This window comes from Streptomyces sp. NPDC050433, assembly GCF_044458565.1.
In the GTDB taxonomy this organism is placed as follows: Bacteria; Actinomycetota; Actinomycetes; order Streptomycetales; family Streptomycetaceae; genus Streptomyces.
The window spans coordinates 1-18,033 of the sequence record NZ_JBITIB010000016.1 but is presented as its reverse complement, the minus strand read 5'-3'; the positions used below and the strand labels follow the sequence as shown (position 1 = coordinate 18,033).

Here is an 18,033-nt window from a genome sequence, read left to right as displayed (position 1 = left end):
CGGCCGGAGCGACCGGAACTGTCGGAGCTGTCGGAGCGGCCGGTGCCGGGAGAGGCGGGCCCGGCGGCTCAGGGCGACGGCGTACGGGCCGATTCGAGCAGCCGGGCCGTGTCGTCGGCGCACAGCTGCATCGCGCCGCCGACGGTGGAGAGCACGTCGCGCTCCGCCGCGCTGTACGGCCCGTCGGCGAGCGCGATCCGGGCTCCCTGGAGCAGGATCGACTCGCGGCCGGCCACGGCGAGATGCGGGGCCAGCGGCTCCAGCGCCTCGTGCAGCTCGATGGCGAGCGCCGCCCCGCAGGGGCCCGGATCGATCAGGAACCGGCCCGTGTCGGCGGCCAGCGCCTCGACGAGGTCCGTGAGCTGGTCCTCGGTGCAGTCCTCGATCCCGGCCGCCCTGACCGTGGAGACGGCGGTCTCGCGGACCGTACGGGAGGAGGTGCCGCCGGCGGCGAGGACGGCGAGCGCCACGGTGTGCACGGCGTCGCGGAGCATCGCGGAGAAGCGGACGGTGGTGGGGTGGTCGAGGATGTCGGTGCCGAAGTGGCCGTGGCAGGCGGCGCATTCGATGACGGGGCCGGCCGGGCCGCGCGGCACCAGCGGCACACCGAGCACGGCGAAGCGGCGACGGCCGGTGCGGCGGCGGTAGTTGCGGTCGCCTCCGCAGTCGGGGCAGAAGAACTCGCCGTCACCGATGGTGTTCCACGCGGTGTTGATGCCGCAGATGCGCAGTTTCCTGCCGTTTGAGCCCTGGCCTGGCAGCACGTCGCGCACCTCCATAACGCTTCGGCAACTTTGCCGCATTGACGTGATGTTAACCACAGCAACGATGCCGCGTCATTACCTCGGCGTCAGGTCGCCACGACATGGCCGAACCCCGCCCACCGCGATCGGTGGCCGGGGTTCCGTTTCTGCCGGGTGAGCGCTCGGGTCAGCGCGTGGCGCGATTCACCGCGGAGACGACGGCCTTCAGTGAGGCACGCGTGGTGTTGGCGTCAATACCGATACCCCACAGCACCTTTCCGTCGATCGCGCACTCGATGTACGAGGCGGCCTGCGCGCTGGCGCCCTCGCTCATGGTGTGCTCCGAGTAGTCCAGCAGCCGGGCGTCGACGCCGACGGCGGCCAGCGCGGCGAAGAAGGCCGAAATCGGCCCGTTGCCGGAGCCGGTGAGCACGGTGTCCTCGCCGTCCACGACCGCCTCGACGGTGAGGGTGTCAATACCGTCCTTGTCGGTCGTGGACTGGCCGGAACGCAGCTGGATCCGGCCCCAACGGGCGTTCGCGTCGCCCACGTTGGGCAGGTACTCGTCCTCGAAGGCCGACCAGATCGCCTTGGGTGTGACCTCGCCGCCCTCGGAGTCCGTCTTGGCCTGGATGATCCGGGAGAACTCGATCTGCATACGGCGCGGCAGGTCCAGCTTGTGGTCGTTCTTGAGGACGTACGCGATGCCGCCCTTGCCGGACTGCGAGTTGACCCGGATGACCGCCTCGTACGAACGGCCCACGTCCTTGGGGTCGATCGGCAGATACGGCACGGCCCACTGGATCTCGTCGACGCTCTTGCCCTGCGCGGCGGCGTCGGCCTCCATGGCGTCGAAACCCTTCTTGATGGCGTCCTGGTGGGAGCCGGAGAAGGCGGTGTAGACGAGGTCGCCCGCGTAGGGGTGGCGCGGGTGGATCTCCATCTGGTTGCAGTACTCGCTGGTGCGGCGGATCTCGTCGATCTGCGAGAAGTCGATCTGCGGGTCGACGCCCTGGGAGAACAGGTTCATGCCGAGGGTCACCAGGTCGACGTTGCCGGTGCGCTCGCCCTGGCCGAACAGACAGCCCTCGATCCGGTCGGCCCCGGCCATGATCGCCAGCTCGGCGGCGGCGACGGCGGTGCCCCGGTCGTTGTGCGGATGCACGGAGAGGCAGACGTGGTCGCGGCGGGACAGGTTCCGCGACATCCACTCGAAGCGGTCGGCGTGCGTGGACGGCGTGGAGCGCTCGACGGTGGCCGGCAGGTTGAGGATGATCTCGCGGCCCTCCTCGGGCTGCCAGACGTCCATGACGCCCTCGCAGACCTCCAGGGCGAAGTCCAGCTCGGTGTCGGTGAAGATCTCCGGGCTGTACTGGTAGCCGAAGACCGTCTCCGGGCCCAGGATCTTCTCGGCGTACTCGGAGACCAGCCGCGTACCGTCCACGGCGATCTGCCTGACCTGCTCGCGGGTGCCGCGGAAGACGACGCGGCGGAAGGTGGGGGCGGTGGCGTTGTACAGGTGGACGGTGGCGCGGTGGGCGCCGACGAGCGACTGGACGGTGCGCTCGATCAGCTCTTCGCGGGCCTGCGTCAGGACGGAGATGGTCACGTCCTCGGGGATGGCGCCCTCTTCGATGATCGACCGTACGAAGGCGAAGTCGGTCTCGCCGGAGGACGGGAAGCCGACCTCGATCTCCTTGTAGCCCATGCGTACCAGCAGGTCGAACATCTCGCGCTTGCGGGCGGGCGACATGGGGTCGATCAGGGCCTGGTTGCCGTCGCGCAGGTCGGTGGAGAGCCAGCGGGGCGCCTGGGTGACACGGTTGTCCGGCCAGGTGCGGTCGGGGATGTCCACGGCCTCGTAGCGGCCGTACTTGTGGATCGGCATCCCGGACGGCTTCTGGGTGTGCGTGGCGTTGGTGACCGGGGTGGGACGGCCGACGGCCGATCCGGGGACCGCGGGGTCGGACATGCGCTCAGACATTGCGTTGGGCTCCTCGTGTGTCCGCTGGGACGGCCGACGGGGCGGGAAAACCGCATCACCAGACTCCGCGGGGAGGGGGTCGGCCTACGACTACAGACCCTCGCCGCGGCAGCTAAGGAGAAGCAGCCCGAAACGCATGATGTTCCGCAGCCTAGCGGAGCCGTCCGGTCCGCGCGGTCCTGTATCAGTATGCGGGATCACCGGGCGTACGGGACATAGCCCTGCGAAACCCCCATTTCGGAGGCAACTCAGCCGCTTCTAGAACCCCAGCTTGCGCAGCTGCTTCGGATCGCGCTGCCAGTCCTTCGCGACCTTGACGTGCAGATCGAGGAAGACCGGCGTGCCCAGCAGCGCCTCGATGTGCTTGCGGGACTTCGTCCCGACCTCCTTGAGCCGCTTGCCCTTGGGGCCGATGATGATCCCCTTCTGGCTCGGCCGCTCGATGTAGACGTTCGCGTGGATGTCCAGCAGCGGCTTGTCCGCCGGCCGGTCCTCGCGCGGCAGCATCTCCTCGACGACGACCGCGATCGAGTGCGGCAGCTCGTCCCGTACGCCTTCGAGGGCGGCCTCGCGGATCAGCTCGGCGACCATGACCATCTCGGGCTCGTCGGTGAGGTCGCCCTCCGGGTAGAGCGGCGGGCTGACCGGCAGCAGCGGGACCAGCAGGTCGGCGACCAGCCCGACCTGGTCGCCGCCGACGGCCGAGACCGGGATGATCTCCGCCCACTCGAAGCCCAGCTCCTTGCCGAGCTGGTCGACCGCGATCAGCTGCTCGGCGAGGACGCGGGAGTCGACGAGGTCGGTCTTGGTGACGAGAGCGACCTTCGGTGTCTTCCTGATCCCGGCGAGCTCCTTGGCGATAAAGCGGTCACCGGGGCCGAGCTTCTGGTCGGCGGGCAGACAGAAACCGATGACGTCGACCTCGGCCCAGGTGGTCCGTACGACATCGTTCAGCCGCTCGCCGAGCAGCGTGCGCGGCTTGTGGAGACCGGGGGTGTCGACCAGGATCAGCTGCGCCTCGGGCCGGTGCACGATGCCGCGCACCGTGTGGCGCGTGGTCTGCGGCCGGCTCGACGTGATCGCGACCTTCTGGCCGACGAGAGCGTTCGTGAGGGTGGACTTGCCCGCGTTGGGGCGACCGACGAAACAGGCGAAACCGGCCCGGTGGGGGGCTTCGGACGGTCCGGCGGACGTCTCGGGGGACGAGGGGGTACGAGCGCTCATGGCGCCCATTCTCCCCGATCGCCCCGCCCCCGCCGACCAGTAGGCCCGGAGGCGGATCCTCCGGGGCGCCTCAGCCGGCGCTGACGGTCAGCCGCACGGTGCCGTCGGGAGCGGCGAGGAGCACCGGCGTATCGGGCCCGCCGAGATCACGTACGGCGGCCCGGTCCTCGTCGCTCGCCACCTCGGCCTCGGTGACGACGGCGGCGGCCTCCAGCGAGGTCGCGCCGCTCGCGACGGCCATGGCGACGGCGGTCCGCAGCGCGCTGAGCTTGAGGGAGTCCAGTCCGACGGTCCCGGCGACATAGGTCCGCCCGGTCTCGTCCCGTACGGCGGCCCCCTCGGGCACCCCGTTACGGGCGCGGGCGCTGCGGGCCAACGTAATGATCTTGCGGTCCTCGGGGTCGAGGCCGGTGCTCTGCGTCGTCATGCGCCGAGCATAGAGAGCGACGCTACGGGGCGGTCAGCCCGCCCTGGCGAAGGCTCACAGCATCGGCACGGGGCGCGAAACGTGCCCTCGGCGTACGGAGCGCACCGCCCTTCTGACGGAGCGTGAAACGGCGCGCTATCGGGGCCGGGTGCGAGCTTAAGATCACATGAACGACGTCCCAACAAAGCATGAAATACACATGTCTTCTAGCTTTTGATCTCGGGTATCGTCCCGTTCCACGCGGCCCGGTCACTCGACCAGGACCGGCGCCGAGGGGGAGAGCGCGCTTTGCCGGCTCCCAGGGCAGGTTGTCCGAGCAAACGAGGAAGAAGGTCATGAAGCGCATACTCATACGCTCCGGTAAGAGCCCGTTCCATGTCGCCAGTCAGCAGGAGTTCATACAGAAAGACCTGATCGGCACGAACTCCGGGAATCTCCTCTTCAGCGACGCCGCGCACAAGATCCTGCTCACCGAGCGTACCGAGATCACATCGAACGGCCTCAGCACCGTCCCGACCCCCGCGCGGGCGCGGGAGATCAACGAGCAGTACGACGTCTTCGTCGTCCCCCTCGCCAACGCCTTCCGGCCGTCCTTCAAGGGCGCCCTCGACAAGCTCTCCACGCTCATCGAGCAACTCACGATCCCCGTGGTCGTCGTCGGCGTGGGCGCGCAGGCGACCGATGACTACGACATCGCCCGGCTCGGGCCCATCGAGGCCTCGGTCAAGCGGTTCACCAAGGCCGTCCTGGAGAGGTCCGCCTCCATGGGCGTACGCGGTGAGCTGACCGCCTCCTTCCTGGAACGGCTCGGGTTCAAGCAGCACATCGAGGTCATCGGCTGTCCCTCGATGTTCCTGCACGGCGACACCTTCCCGACGCCGCGGGACCCCGGTCCGCTGGACGCCCACTCCCGGATCGTGATCAACATGTCGCCCGGTGCGGTGGCCGTCGGCGACATGGAGGGCATGGCCCGCCACGCGCTCGAACGCTTCCCGCACCTGCGCTACTACGCGCAGAACCTCGCCGACGCCGAAGTCCTCTTCTGGGGCGACACCTCCGCCGTCACCGGCCCCAAGACCCGCTTCCCCCGGCGGCTGACCCACCCGCTGTTCGAGGAGAACCGGGTCAGGGTCCCGCTGGATCCCAAGACTTGGATGGACGAGCTGTCGACGTACGACTTCGTCTACGGCACCCGCATCCACGGCAACATCGCACCCCTGCTCGCCGGCACCCCCAGCGTCGTCCTCGTCCACGACTCACGGACCCTGGAGCTGTGCCGCTACTTCGACATACCGCACCGGATGCTCAGCGCCACGCCCGCGGACATCCACCCGCAGGAGCTGTACGACCAGGCCGACTACGGCAAGATGCTGAACGGCCACAAGGAACGCTTCGACCGCTTCGTCTCCTTCCTCGACAAGAACGGTCTGGAGAACACGTTCACGCACGGCGACGGCGGCGCCGCCTTCGACCTGCGGCTCGGCGCCCTCGATCTGCCGCCGTCACTGGGCGTGTGGGACGGCACCGACGACGGCGCGCTGCACTACCGCTTCAGCCGGCTGCACGAGCGCCACACCATCACCGACCGCCGTATAGAGGTGCTCACCAAGAAGAACAACGAGCTCCAGAAGAAGCTCAACACCCTGGAGCGGCGTCTGTCCGATCTGGAGAACGGCTCGCCGCTGCGGCTCGGTTCGGCCGTCCGGCGTCAGGTACGCCGCCGGCTGCGGCCGGGCAGCTGATCCGCCGCACCCCTCACGGCCGGTCCAGCCGAAGACGCTCCGCCTTCGGCAGCCCGGCCACCACCAGGTCGTAACTGTCCTCGATCAGCTCGCGCACCGTCCGCGCGGGCAGTCCGGGGACCGTGACCGTGTTCCAGTGCCGCTTGTTGAGGTGCCATCCGGGGACGACGATCCCCGGATGGGCCGCCCGCAGCCGGATCGCCTCGTCGGGGTCGCACTTGAGCGAGACCTTCAACGGCTCGGCGTCCAGGGCGCTGAGCGCGAACACCTTGCCCACCACCTTGAAGACCGAGGCCTCCGGGCCGAACGGGAACTCCTCCGCCGCCGCGTTGAACTCCAGGCAGAACGCCCGCAGTTCGTCCCGCGACAGCGAGCCGTCCACAGCGGCACTCACCGCGTCGTCGCCTCCCTCGTCGCTCCCGTCGCCGGCTCCGCGAGCACCGTCACGATCTTGTTCCGCCGGCCCGCCGGCGACTCCGCCGTCAGCCGCAGCGTGCGCCCGTCCGGCAGCTCGACCAGCGCGCTGGCACCGGCGATCGGCACCCGGCCCAGCGCCTTCGCGAGAAGGCCGCCCACGGTCTCCACGTCCTCGTCGTCGAACTCGTCGAGCCCGTACAGCTCCCCGAGATCACCGATGTCGAGCCGGGCCGTGACCCGGTAGGAGTCGGTGCCGGTCTCCTCGACCGGCGGCAGCTCACGGTCGTACTCGTCGGTGATCTCGCCGACGATCTCCTCCAGGATGTCCTCGATCGTCACGATGCCGGCCGTGCCGCCGTACTCGTCGATGACGACGGCCACGTGATTGCGCTCCTGCTGCATCTCCCGCAGCAGATCGCCCGCGTTCTTCGTGTCCGGCACGAAAGCCGCCGCGCGCATCGCCGTGGAGACCAGATCCGCCTCGGAGTCGCGGTTGATGTGCGTCTTCCTGACGAGGTCCTTGAGATAGACGATGCCGACGATGTCGTCCTCGTTCTCCCCCGTGACCGGGATCCGGGAGAAGCCGGAGCGCAGCGCCAGCGTGAGGGCCTGGCGGATCGTCTTGTAGCGCTCGATGCACACCAGGTCCGTACGCGGCACCATGACCTCCCGCACCAGCGTGTCCCCGAGCTCGAAGACCGAGTGCACCATGCGGCGCTCCTCGTCCTCGATCAGCGACTCCTGCTCGGCGAGGTCCACCATCGCCCGCAGTTCTGCCTCGCTCGCGAACGGTCCCTTGCGGAAGCCCTTGCCCGGTGTGAAGGCGTTGCCCAGCAGGATCAGCAACTGCGGGACCGGCCCCATGATCCGGGCCAGCGGCAGCAGCACGTACGCCGCGGCGGTCGCCGTGTTCAGCGGGTGCTGGCGGCCGATGGTGCGCGGCGAGACGCCGACGGCGACGTAACTCACCAGGACCATCACGCCGATCGCGACGAGCAGCGCGGCCCAGGTCTCGTCGACCTGCTCCAGGCAGACGTACGTGACGATCACCCCGGCCGCCATCTCGCACGCGACGCGCACCAGCAGCGCCACGTTGAGATACCGCGTCGGGTCGGCGGCGACCTGCGCCAGCTTGTCGGCGCCGCGCCGCCCGGAGCGCTCGGCCTCGGCGGCGCGGAAGGTCGACACACGGGCGAGCCCCGCCTCGGCGCAGGCCGCCAGCCAGGCGACGACGACCAGCGCGACCGCCCCGATGATCAGTTGCGTGATCACGAGACGGTCGGCGCGGGAGAGGGACCGGTCAGGCCCTGCTCGGCCCGCCAGCCGTCCACGATGGCCGCCTGGAGGCCGAACATCTCGGCCTTCTCGTCCGGCTCCTCGTGGTCGTACCCGAGGAGGTGCAGCACCCCGTGGACGGTCAGGAGCTGAAGCTCCTCGTCCATGGAGTGCCGCGTCGGCGCCTGCTCGCCCTGGGTCTTCGCGACCTCCGGGCAGAGCACGACGTCACCGAGGAGCCCCTGCGGGGGCTCCTCGTCGTCCTTCACCGGCGGACGCAGCTCGTCCATCGGGAAGGACATGACGTCGGTCGGACCGGGCAGGTCCATCCACTGCATGTGCAGCTGCTCCATGGCGGCGGAGTCCACCACGATCACCGACAGCTCGGAGAGGGGGTGGATACGCATCCGGGTGAGCGCGTAGCGGGCGGCTCCGAGGATCGCCTGCTCGTCGACCTCGATACCTGACTCGTTGTTGACGTCGATCGACATGGTGCGGTGTGACTCTCCCGATTAGTGCCGCTGGGGCCGCGAGGCGCCGGCTCAGCTGTGCGGTTCGTTGCCGTTGCGGCTGTCGTACTGCTCGTAGGCGTCGACGATACGGCCGACGAGCTTGTGCCGTACCACGTCGTCGGAGGTGAGCCGGGAGAAGTGCACGTCCGGCACGTCGTGCAGGATGTCCTGGACCTGGCGCAGCCCGCTCTTCGTGCCGCCGGGGAGGTCGACCTGGGTGACATCGCCCGTGATGACGATCTTCGAGTCGAAGCCGAGCCTCGTCAGGAACATCTTCATCTGCTGCGAGCTGGTGTTCTGCGCCTCGTCGAGGATGATGAACGCGTCATTGAGCGTCCTGCCGCGCATGTACGCCAGGGGTGCGACCTCGATCGTGCCCGCGGCCATCAGCCGGGGGATCGAGTCGGGGTCGAGCATGTCGTGCAGCGCGTCGTAGAGCGGGCGCAGATACGGGTCGATCTTCTCGTACAGCGTGCCGGGCAGGAAGCCGAGCCGCTCCCCCGCCTCCACCGCGGGCCTGGTCAGGATGATCCTGGTGACCTGCTTGGACAGCAGGGCCTGCACGGCCTTGGCCATGGCGAGATACGTCTTGCCGGTACCGGCGGGGCCGATGCCGAAGACGATCGTGTGCTTGTCGATCGCGTCCACATAACGCTTCTGGTTGAGCGTCTTGGGGCGGATCGTGCGGCCACGGTTGGAGACGATGTTCTGTGTGAGAACTTCGGCGGGGGTCTCGGGTCCGTCCGCGCCGCCGTTCTCGCTCGCCCTGAGCATGGCGATCGAGCGTTCCACTGCGTCCTCCGTCATCGGCTGACCGGTGCGGAGCACCAGCATCATCTCGTCGAACAGGCTCTGGATCAGCGCGACCTCCGCCGCGTCGCCCACGGCGCTGATCTCATTGCCCCGGACATGGATGTCGGCGGCCGGGAACGCCTTCTCGATCACGCGCAGCAGCGAGTCACCGGAACCCAGGATCGTCACCATCGGGTGCTTGGAGGGGATGGTGAACTGGGCTCGCGCCTGACCGGGCGCGGGGGTCCGAACTGTGGGTGTCTGAGTCATGGGCCGGCACTGTGGCCTGCGCATACCTCCCGTTGCAGGGTTCTCGCCGCTCGACAACCTCTGGGTACCAGCGTACGACTCCGCACTGACAAGGCCGTAGGGCTTTTCCGTGCGCGTTTGTGGAGAGCGGGACCGGTTCCGGGCGGCGAGGTCAGCCCGAACGCCCGAAACCGATCGTCGGTACGGCCCTGCGCAGCGGCCACGGTCGGCTCGGTGCGGGCAACAGTCCTGCCAGGAAGGCGTATCGGCGCAGGGCCGCCGGATCCTGGTCCGACGACTTGCGGACGTAGCTCCACCACGCGGCGACCTCCGCCCAGCCGGGAGCCGACAGCGATCCGCCGAACTCCTGGACCGACAGCGCCGCGGTGAGTCCGGAGAAGGCGAGCCGGTCGGCGAGCGGCCAGCCGGCGAGGGTGCCGGTGACGAAACCGGCGACGAACACATCACCCGCGCCCGTCGGATCCAGCGCCTCCACGACGATGGCCGGCACCTCGGCGGTGGCGCCGGTGGCGCTGTCGACCGCGTACGCGCCCTCCGCGCCCAGGGTCACGACCACCAGCGGCACCACCTCGGCGAGCGCCCGCGCGGCGGCCTTGGGGCAGTCCGTACGGGTGTAGCGCATCGCCTCCTCGGCGTTGGGCAGGAACGCCTCGCAGTGCGCCAGGTCGGGCAGTCCGGCCAGGTCCCAGCGGCCGGTGTCGTCCCACCCCACGTCGGCGAAGACCCGCGCCCCGTGCCCCGCGGCGCGGGCGATCCATTCGTCGCTGCGGCCCGGTGTGAGCGCGGCGACGGCGGCCCTCGCGCGGGGCGGGCACTCGGGCAGGGCGCCCTCGGGCGGCGGGGCCTCGTGGCCGTGCGAGACCATCGTGCGCTCGCCCTCGTACGCCATGGAGACCGTGACCGGTGAGTGCCAGCCGGGGACGGTGCGTGAGCGGGAGAGGTCGATGCCCTCGCCCTGCTCCAGGGCGTCCCAGCAGTACTCGCCGTAGTGGTCGTCGCCGAAGGCCGCCGCCAGCGACGTGCGCAGGCCGAGCCGGGCCAGCGCGCTGGCCATGTTGGCGATGCCGCCGGGGCTCGAACCCATGCCCCTGGCCCAGGACTCGGTGCCGCGCACGGGGGCGCTGTCGAGGCCGGTGAAGATGATGTCGAGGAAGACCGTGCCGGTCAGGTAGACGTCGCAGTCCGGGTCGTCCGGGGCGCGCAGGGCGCCCAGCGGGTCGACATGGGCGGTGTGCTCCTGCGGCGTTCCTTCACGTGGGGTCACGGTCGCGCTCCCGGATCGGCGTACGGATCCGGACAGTGTGCACGATGGCACTGACAGTCGGGGTGAGGGCAGGCCGTGCGGTCGCCGCAGGTCGGCCGGGTCGCGGTCAGCCGGAGCGCTTGGGGAGCGGTACGCGGACGAGGTCGGCCGCGACGGTCAGCTCGCCCTCGTAACCGGCCGCCCTGGCCTGCGACTCGAACTGGACGGGGTCGCTGTAGCGCTGCGAGAAGTGCGTCAGTACGAGGTGCCGTACGCCGGCCTTCCGTGCCGCCTCACCCGCCTGTCCCGCCGTCAGATGACCGTGGTCGGCGGCCAGTTGCTCGTCCTCGTCGAGGAACGTGGACTCGATGACCAGCATGTCGCAGCCGTCGGCCAGCGCGTGCACCCCGTCGCAGAGCCGGGTGTCCATGACGAACGCGAAGCGCTGCCCTCTGCGCTCCTCGCTGACGTCGGCCAGCGTCACCCCGCGCAGCTCGCCGTCCCGCTGGAGGCGTCCCACGTCGGGGCCCTTGATGCCGTGGGCGGCAAGGCGCTCCGGGAGCATCCTGCGGCCGTCGGGCTCGGTGATGCGGTAGCCGTAGGACTCGACGGGGTGCGAGAGCTTGTGGGCCTGGAGGGTGTACGAGTCGGTGCGGGCGAGCACGCCGTCGGCGTCGACGGGCACCTCGGTGATGCCGACGGTCTCGCGGTACGCCGTCGCGTACCGCAGCCTCCTGAAGAAGGCGTGTCCGCTCGCCGGATAGTGCGCGGTGACCTCGTGCGGGACACGGTCCAGGTTGATGCGCTGGATCACCCCGGCGAGGCCGAGCGAGTGGTCGCCGTGGAAGTGCGTGACGCAGATCCGGTTGATGTCGTACGCGGCGACTCCGGCGCGCACCATCTGGCGCTGGGTGCCGTCACCCGGATCGAAGAGGATCCCCTCGCCGTCCCAGCGCAGCAGATAGCCGTTGTGGTTGCGGTGCCGGGTGGGGACCTGGCTGGCGGTCCCCAGGACGACCAGTTCTCGTACGGACAAGGTGCCGGGCCGCTCAGCCGGGGGGCCAGTTGAGGCCGCGTCCGCCGAGCACGTGGGCGTGCGCGTGGAAGACGGTCTGGCCGGCGCCGCTGCCGGTGTTCATGACCACCCGGTAGCCGCTGCCCACGGTCTTGTCCTCGGCGGCGACCTCGGCGGACTCGCGCAGGATGTCGGCGGCGATCAGCGGCTCGGCGGTGGCGAGCGCGGCCATGTCCGGGTAGTGGACCTTGGGGATCACCAGCACATGTGTGGGTGCCTGCGGGTTGATGTCCCTGAAGGCCACGGTGGTGTCCGTCTCGCGGACGACGGTGGCGGGCACCTCCCCGGCGACGATCTTGCAGAACAGGCAGTCGGCCTGTCGTTCTCCCGCCATGGTCCGGGTCTCCTCATCGCATCGGCCGATCGCCCCTGGTCACTTCCGTACGGAGGCATGCTATCGGGCCGCCGACGGCACCCGATCAGGACCAGCGGCCCGTACGGCCCAGCAGCAGCGCGCAGGCGGCCGTGCCGGCGGTGGAGGTGCGCAGGACGGTGCGGCCCAGCCGGTACGGCACGGCCCCGGCGTCCGCGAACAGCGCCAACTCGTCCGGGGAGACGCCGCCTTCGGGGCCGACGACGAGCACGAGGCTCCCGGCAGCGGGGAGTTCGGCGGTGGCCAGCGGTTCGCTGCCCTCCTCGTGCAGGACGGCGGCGAAGTCGGCGGCGGCCAGCAACGCCGCGACCTCTTTGGAGGACATCGCCCCGGCGACCTCGGGGAAGCGGAGTCTGCGGGACTGCTTGCCCGCCTCGCGGGCGGTGGCGCGCCATTTGGCCAGGGACTTGGCGCCCCGCTCGCCCTTCCACCGGGTGATGCAGCGGGCGGCCTGCCAGGGCACGATCGCGTCGACGCCGGTCTCGGTCATCGTCTCGACGGACAGCTCGCCCCGGTCCCCCTTGGGCAGTGCCTGGACGACGGTGATACGGGGCGCGGGCGGGTCCTCCGTACGTACGCCGGTGACATCCACGTCCAGCCGGTCCTTGCCGTGGACGGCTGCGACGGTCCCGTGGGCGCCGGTGCCCGCACCGTCGGTCAGGACGACCTCCTCCCCGACACGCAACCTCCTTACGGAGACGGCGTGGCGGCCCTCGGGACCGTCGAGCGTGACGGTGCCGGGCCGCAGAGCCACAGTGGCCTCGACGACGAAGACAGGTGCGGTCATGAGGCGTTTCCCAGGGTCAACGAGGCGCGGGCGGCGTCGAGTTCACCGGCGAGGACGTCCACCAGCTGTCCGGCGGGCAGAGCGCGGGCCATCCGGTGCCCCTGGCCGGCCCACAGAGCCATGCCCTGGGGGTCGCCGACCTTGGCGGCGGCCTTGCGCAGTCCGGCGGTGAGGTGGTGCACCTCCGGGTACGCGGGCGGGGCGTAGGGGCCGTGTTCGCGCATGAAGCGGTTGACGAGACCGCGCGCGGGCCGGCCGGTGAAGGCGCGGGTGAGTTCGGTGCGGGTGAACAGCGGGTTGGTCATGGCGTGCTTGTGCAGGGCGTGGGCGCCGGACTCGGGGCAGACGAGGAAGGCGGTGCCGAACTGGGCGGCGTCGGCGCCCGCGGCGAGGACGGCGGCGATCTGGCCGCCGCGCATGAGCCCGCCGGCCGCGACGACCGGCAGCCGTACGGACTCCCGTACCTGCGTGACGAGCGACAGCAGCCCGATGCCCGCCCCGTCGGTGGCGGGGTCGTCGCGGTGGGTGCCCTGGTGGCCGCCGGCCTCGACGCCCTGGACGCAGACGACGTCGGCGCCCGACCACTCGGCGGTCTGGGCCTCCTCCGGCGTGGTCACCGTGACGACGGTGAGCGTGCCGACGCGGCTGAAGGCGTCGAGGGTGGTGGGTGTGGGGCAGCCGAAGGTGAACGACACGACCGGGACGGGATCGTCGAGGAGTATCGCGAGCTTGGCCTCGTACCCGTCGTCGCGGCCCGCGTCGGGGTCGCCGAGCGGGGTCTCGTACCAACTCGCCTCACCGGCGAGCTGTTCGCGGTAGACCTCCACGGCCGCGTGGTCGTCGTGGTGCGGCTGCGGCATGAACAGATTGATCCCGAACGCGGCGCCGCTGAGCCCCCTCAGCTGCTTGACCTCCTGGTACATCCCGTCGGCGGTCTTGTAGCCGGCGGCGAGGAAGCCGAGCCCTCCGGCATCACCGACGGCCGCGACCAGCTGCGGGCAGGACCCGCCGCCGGCCATGGGAGCCTGCACGATCGGATACCGGCAGATGTCGGTCAACACGGAGGACATGCACGCATGGTGCCATGTCGCCCGTGGAGCCTCGGTACCGGTTCACCGTCGGGCGCCGCGGGGGCCGGGAACAGCCCCTGCGGCGCCCGACGACAGCGCGCGTCAGCGCCCGTTGAACGCGTCCTTCAGCCGTGAGAAAAGCCCCTGCTGCCCCGGTTGGAACTGCCCGGTGGGCCGTTCCTCGCCCCTGAGCTTCGCCAGCTCTCGCAGCAACCGCTCCTGCTCCGGGTCGAGTTTCGACGGGGTCATGACCTCGACATGGACGATCAGATCGCCCCGGCCGCCGCCGCGCAGATGCGTGATGCCGCGGCCGTGGAGCGGGATCGACTGGCCCGACTGGGTGCCCGGACGGACGTCGATGTCCTCGACGCCGTCCAGCGTCTCCAGCGGGCACTGCGTGCCCAGCGACGCCGCCGTCATCGGGATGGTCACCGTGCAGTGCAGATCGTCGCCGCGCCGCTGGAACACCGTGTGCGGCAACTCGTGGATCTCGACGTACAGGTCACCCGCCGGGCCGCCGCCGGGCCCGACCTCGCCCTCGCCGGAGAGCTGGATACGGGTGCCGTTGTCGACACCCGCCGGGATCTTGACCGTGAGCGTGCGGCGCGACCGGATACGGCCGTCGCCGGCGCACTCGGGGCAGGGGGTCGGCACGACCGTACCGAAGCCCTGGCACTGCGGGCACGGCCGCGACGTCATGACCTGGCCCAGGAAGGAACGGGTGACCTGCGAGACCTCGCCGCGACCACGGCACATGTCGCAGGTCTGCGCCGAGGTGCCGGGAGCGGCGCCCTCGCCTGAGCAGGTCGTGCAGACAACGGCCGTGTCGACCTGGATGTCTTTCGTCGTACCGAAGGCCGCCTCGTTGAGGTCGATCTCCAGCCGGATCATCGCGTCCTGGCCGCGCCGCGTCCGCGACCTCGGCCCACGCTGCTGCGACGTCCCGAAGAACGCGTCCATGATGTCGGAGAAGTTGCCGAAGCCACCGGCCCCGAAGCCGCCCGCGCCGGCGCCCGCCTGTGAGAGGGGGTCGCCGCCGAGGTCGTAGACCTGCTTCTTCTGCGGGTCGGACAACACCTCGTACGCGGCGTTGATCTCCTTGAAGCGCTCCTGCGTCTTGGGATCGGGATTGACATCCGGGTGCAGCTCGCGGGCGAGTCTGCGGAATGCCTTCTTGATCTCGTCCTGTGATGCGTCGCGGCGTACGCCGAGTACGGCGTAGTAGTCCGTGGCCACTTACGACTCCGCCAGGATCTGTCCGACGTAACGTGCCACTGCGCGTACCGCTCCCATCGTTCCGGGGTAGTCCATGCGGGTCGGTCCGACCACGCCGAGTTTGGCGACTGCCTCGTCGCCCGAACCGTAGCCGACCGCGACGACGGACGTGGAGTTGAGGCCCTCGTGGGCGTTCTCGTGCCCGATTCGTACGGTCATGCCCGAGTCCTCGGCCTCGCCGAGCAGCCTGAGGAGCACGACCTGCTCCTCAAGTGCTTCCAGCACCGGCCGGATCGTCAGGGGGAAGTCGTGCCCGAAGCGCGTCAGATTGGCGGTGCCGCCGATCATCAGCCGCTCCTCGGTCTCCTCGACCAGCGTCTCCAGCAGCGTCGCGAGGACCGTGGACACCGTCCCCCGGTCCTCCAGGTCGAAGGACTCGGGCAACTCCTGCACCAGCAGCGGCACATCGGCGAACCGGCGCCCCACCACCCGCGCGTTGAGCCGGGCCCGCAGGTCCGCCAGCGACGTGTCGCCGAACGGCACCGGGCAGTCGATCATGCGCTGCTCGACCCGGCCGGTGTCGGTGATCAGAACGAGCATCAGCCGCGCGGGGGCCAGCGAGAGCAGTTCCACGTGCCGCACCGTCGAGCGGGTCAGCGAGGGGTACTGCACGACCGCGACCTGCCGGGTCAGCTGCGCGAGCAGCCGCACCGTACGGCCCACCACGTCGTCCAGATCGACGGCGCTGTCGAGAAAGTTCTGGATGGCCCTGCGCTCCGGCGCCGACAGCGGCTTGACGCCCGCCAGCCGGTCGACGAACAGCCGGTAGCCCTTGTCCGTCGGGATGCGGCCCGCACTCGTGTGGGGCTGGGCGATGAAGCCCTCGTCCTCCAGGACCGCCATGTCGTTACGCACGGTGGCCGGGGAGACACCGAGCTTGTGCCGCTCGGTCAACGCCTTGGAGCCGACGGGCTCCTCGGTGCCGACATAGTCCTGGACGATGGCGCGCAGCACCTCAAGCCTGCGTTCGCTCAGCATCGCGCACACCTCCAGCTCTGGGTCATCGGATCCGGCCTGGCACTCGATACGCAGGAGTGCCAGCATTCCCCGGCCCAGTGTACGGCCGTCAGGTACGCCCCTAGCAAGGCCGACCGGTCACGCCACCGCGCGGCACCGCCCTCCCCACCGATAGCGTCGCCGTATGAACGTCCGTTGGGAAGAGCACGGCTGGGAACGACTCGCCTCCGGCGTCGGCAGACGGCGACTGCCTGGCTGGGATGCGACGGTCGGCCTCGTCGTGGGCGAGGACGCCGTCCTTCTCTACGACACGGGCTCCACGCTCCGTGAGGGCGCGGAGATCCGCACGCAGGCGCAGGCGCTGTGCGGCGGCCGTCGCGTCACGCACATCGCGCTCAGCCATCCGCACTTCGACCATGTCCTGGGGACGGCTGCGTTCTCGGGCGCGGAGGTCTACGGGGCGGTCGGCCTGGCGGAGCTGCTGCTGCGCGACCGCGACGGCCTGCGGTCCTCTGCCGTACGGCACGGGGTGCCCGCCTCCGAAGCGGCCACTGCGGTGGACGTACTGGCCGTGCCGGGGCACCCCGTGAGCGGCGAGTGGACGCTCGATCTCGGCGGACGGCAGGTACTTCTGGCCAATGTCGGGCCCGGCCACTCCGGGCACGATCTCGCGCTGCTGGTCCCCGGCGACCAGGAGGTCGTCTTCTGCGGCGACCTGGTCGAGGAGTCGGGGGAACCGCAGGCCGGCGACGACGCGATCCCCTCCCGCTGGCCGGCCGCGCTGGACCGGCTGCTGGCGCTGGGCGGCGAGGACGCGGTGTACGTTCCCGGCCACGGCGCGGCCGTCGACGCGGCGTTCGTACGGGCCCAACGAGGGTCGCTGGCCGCGCGTTTCGGCACGGCGTGAAGCGGGCCCCGTTATCGTCTGCGGATGCGCAGTTACAGCCCCGATCTGACCCCGCCCTGGAAGCGTTCGAAGCCGGTGCCCGAGGTGCCCGCCGAACCGGATCTGGTGGTCGAGGAGGTGTCGACGGGCTTCTGCGGCGCGGTGATCCGCTGCGAGAAGACGGCCGAGGGCCCGACGGTCACCCTGGAGGACCGCTTCGGCAAGCACCGGGTGTTCCCGCTGGTGGAACGGGGGTTCGTGCTCGAAGGCCGGGTGGTCACCCTGGTCCGGCCCACTGTCGGTGGCCCGGCCCGGCCCGCCCGTACGGCCTCCGGCTCGGTCGCCGTTCCGGGCGCACGGGCGCGGGTGGCCCGTGCGGGGCGCATCTACGTCGAGGGGCGGCACGACGCGGAACTGGTCGAGCGGGTCTGGGGGGACGACCTGCGGATCGAGGGCGTGGTCGTGGAGTACCTGGAGGGAATCGACGATCTACCGGCGATCGTCGCGGAGTTCGGCCCCATGCCGGACGCGCGGCTCGGGGTGCTGGTCGACCATCTGGTGCCGGGGTCCAAGGAGTTCCGCCTCGCCGAGCAGGTGACCGGGGAGAATGTCCTGGTCGTGGGCCACCCGTACATCGACGTCTGGGAGGCGGTGAAGCCGTCGTCGGTGGGGATCCCGTCGTGGCCGACGGTCCCGCGCGGCCAGGACTGGAAGACGGGGGTGTGCCGTTCCCTGGGCTGGCCGGAAAACACCGGTGCGGCGTGGCAACGGATCCTGTCCTCGGTCCACTCCTTCCGCGACCTGGAGCCGGCGCTGCTGGGGCGGGTGGAGGAGTTGATCGACTTCGTGACGGACCCGGTGTAGCGGGTGTGGGGCGCCTGCGGGGGCGCCTGCGGCGCGCTGGGTGGGTTGCGGTGGTTGCCGGGTGCCGCTCCGGGGTCATGCCCGGACGGCATGATTTACGGCGCGTGCAACGCTCGT

Annotated in this window: 18 protein-coding genes; 3 read left to right on the top strand and 15 right to left on the bottom strand. The window is 70.4% G+C overall.

Translation table 11 applies throughout. The features are described 5' to 3' along the window. Window positions 1-68: 68 nt before the first annotated feature. From ACIBLA_RS20445 to ACIBLA_RS20430, 4 genes are all read right to left on the bottom strand, one after another. Window positions 69-764: a TerB family tellurite resistance protein gene (locus ACIBLA_RS20445; protein WP_399199366.1), complete on the bottom strand. Its 696-nt coding sequence runs from the start codon at window positions 762-764 to the stop codon at window positions 69-71. Window positions 765-930: 166 nt separating this feature from the next. After that, a complete protein-coding gene (gene leuA / locus ACIBLA_RS20440; RefSeq protein WP_363245063.1) occupies window positions 931-2,727 on the bottom strand; it encodes a 2-isopropylmalate synthase in 1,797 nt (598 codons plus the stop codon). A gap of 258 nt (window positions 2,728-2,985) precedes the next feature. Beyond that, window positions 2,986-3,960: a GTPase Era gene (gene era, locus ACIBLA_RS20435; protein ID WP_399199365.1), complete on the bottom strand. Its 975-nt coding sequence runs from the start codon at window positions 3,958-3,960 to the stop codon at window positions 2,986-2,988. Window positions 3,961-4,021: 61 nt separating this feature from the next. Beyond that, on the bottom strand, window positions 4,022-4,378 hold the full coding sequence (locus ACIBLA_RS20430; RefSeq protein WP_363245065.1) for a cytidine deaminase: 357 nt from the start codon (window positions 4,376-4,378) through the stop codon (window positions 4,022-4,024). A gap of 335 nt (window positions 4,379-4,713) precedes the next feature. Here ACIBLA_RS20430 and ACIBLA_RS20425 point away from each other — a divergent pair, with 335 nt between their 5' ends. Beyond that, window positions 4,714-6,120: a polysaccharide pyruvyl transferase family protein gene (locus ACIBLA_RS20425; RefSeq protein WP_363245066.1), complete on the top strand. Its 1,407-nt coding sequence runs from the start codon at window positions 4,714-4,716 to the stop codon at window positions 6,118-6,120. Window positions 6,121-6,133: 13 nt separating this feature from the next. On the opposite strand, the gene ACIBLA_RS20420 is transcribed toward ACIBLA_RS20425, so the two are convergent. From ACIBLA_RS20420 to hrcA, 11 genes are all read right to left on the bottom strand, one after another. Beyond that, complete coding sequence (locus ACIBLA_RS20420) at window positions 6,134-6,490, bottom strand: MmcQ/YjbR family DNA-binding protein (RefSeq protein ID WP_363245082.1); 357 nt, start codon at window positions 6,488-6,490, stop codon at window positions 6,134-6,136. 20 nt (window positions 6,491-6,510) lie between these two features. Continuing rightward, window positions 6,511-7,809: a hemolysin family protein gene (locus ACIBLA_RS20415; RefSeq protein WP_363245067.1), complete on the bottom strand. Its 1,299-nt coding sequence runs from the start codon at window positions 7,807-7,809 to the stop codon at window positions 6,511-6,513. Further along, window positions 7,806-8,303, bottom strand: a complete 498-nt coding sequence (gene ybeY / locus ACIBLA_RS20410; protein WP_363245068.1) for an rRNA maturation RNase YbeY — start codon at window positions 8,301-8,303, stop codon at window positions 7,806-7,808. The genes ACIBLA_RS20415 and ybeY overlap by 4 nt, the downstream gene beginning before the upstream one ends. Window positions 8,304-8,354: 51 nt before the next feature. Continuing rightward, complete coding sequence (locus ACIBLA_RS20405; protein WP_363245069.1) at window positions 8,355-9,386, bottom strand: PhoH family protein; 1,032 nt, start codon at window positions 9,384-9,386, stop codon at window positions 8,355-8,357. Window positions 9,387-9,537: 151 nt separating this feature from the next. Continuing rightward, entirely contained in the window at window positions 9,538-10,650 is a 1,113-nt protein-coding gene (locus ACIBLA_RS20400) for a PfkB family carbohydrate kinase (RefSeq protein ID WP_363245070.1), read from the bottom strand. A gap of 106 nt (window positions 10,651-10,756) precedes the next feature. Then, complete coding sequence (locus ACIBLA_RS20395; RefSeq protein WP_399199364.1) at window positions 10,757-11,665, bottom strand: ribonuclease Z; 909 nt, start codon at window positions 11,663-11,665, stop codon at window positions 10,757-10,759. A 13-nt stretch (window positions 11,666-11,678) separates the two neighbouring features. Beyond that, the gene (locus tag ACIBLA_RS20390) at window positions 11,679-12,038 is read right to left on the bottom strand and encodes a histidine triad nucleotide-binding protein (RefSeq protein WP_363245072.1); all 360 of its coding nucleotides are present in this window, start codon (window positions 12,036-12,038) and stop codon (window positions 11,679-11,681) included. An 85-nt stretch (window positions 12,039-12,123) separates the two neighbouring features. Continuing rightward, window positions 12,124-12,864 carry a 16S rRNA (uracil(1498)-N(3))-methyltransferase gene (locus tag ACIBLA_RS20385; RefSeq protein WP_399199363.1) on the bottom strand — a complete coding sequence of 247 codons (741 nt, stop codon included), beginning with the start codon at window positions 12,862-12,864 and terminating at the stop codon, window positions 12,124-12,126. Further along, complete coding sequence (locus ACIBLA_RS20380; RefSeq protein ID WP_363245074.1) at window positions 12,861-13,934, bottom strand: nitronate monooxygenase; 1,074 nt, start codon at window positions 13,932-13,934, stop codon at window positions 12,861-12,863. The genes ACIBLA_RS20385 and ACIBLA_RS20380 overlap by 4 nt, the downstream gene beginning before the upstream one ends. Window positions 13,935-14,036: 102 nt before the next feature. Beyond that, window positions 14,037-15,170, bottom strand: coding sequence for a molecular chaperone DnaJ (gene dnaJ / locus ACIBLA_RS20375; protein WP_363245075.1), 1,134 nt, complete (start codon window positions 15,168-15,170; stop codon window positions 14,037-14,039). Then, the gene (gene hrcA / locus ACIBLA_RS20370) at window positions 15,171-16,187 is read right to left on the bottom strand and encodes a heat-inducible transcriptional repressor HrcA (RefSeq protein ID WP_242570989.1); all 1,017 of its coding nucleotides are present in this window, start codon (window positions 16,185-16,187) and stop codon (window positions 15,171-15,173) included. Window positions 16,188-16,350: 163 nt separating this feature from the next. Here hrcA and ACIBLA_RS20365 point away from each other — a divergent pair, with 163 nt between their 5' ends. Together ACIBLA_RS20365 and ACIBLA_RS20360 are read left to right on the top strand one after the other, a co-directional pair. Beyond that, the gene (locus ACIBLA_RS20365; protein WP_399199362.1) at window positions 16,351-17,073 is read left to right on the top strand and encodes an MBL fold metallo-hydrolase; all 723 of its coding nucleotides are present in this window, start codon (window positions 16,351-16,353) and stop codon (window positions 17,071-17,073) included. A 24-nt stretch (window positions 17,074-17,097) separates the two neighbouring features. Further along, complete coding sequence (locus ACIBLA_RS20360) at window positions 17,098-17,916, top strand: DUF3097 domain-containing protein (protein ID WP_399199361.1); 819 nt, start codon at window positions 17,098-17,100, stop codon at window positions 17,914-17,916. Window positions 17,917-18,033 lie beyond the last annotated feature (117 nt).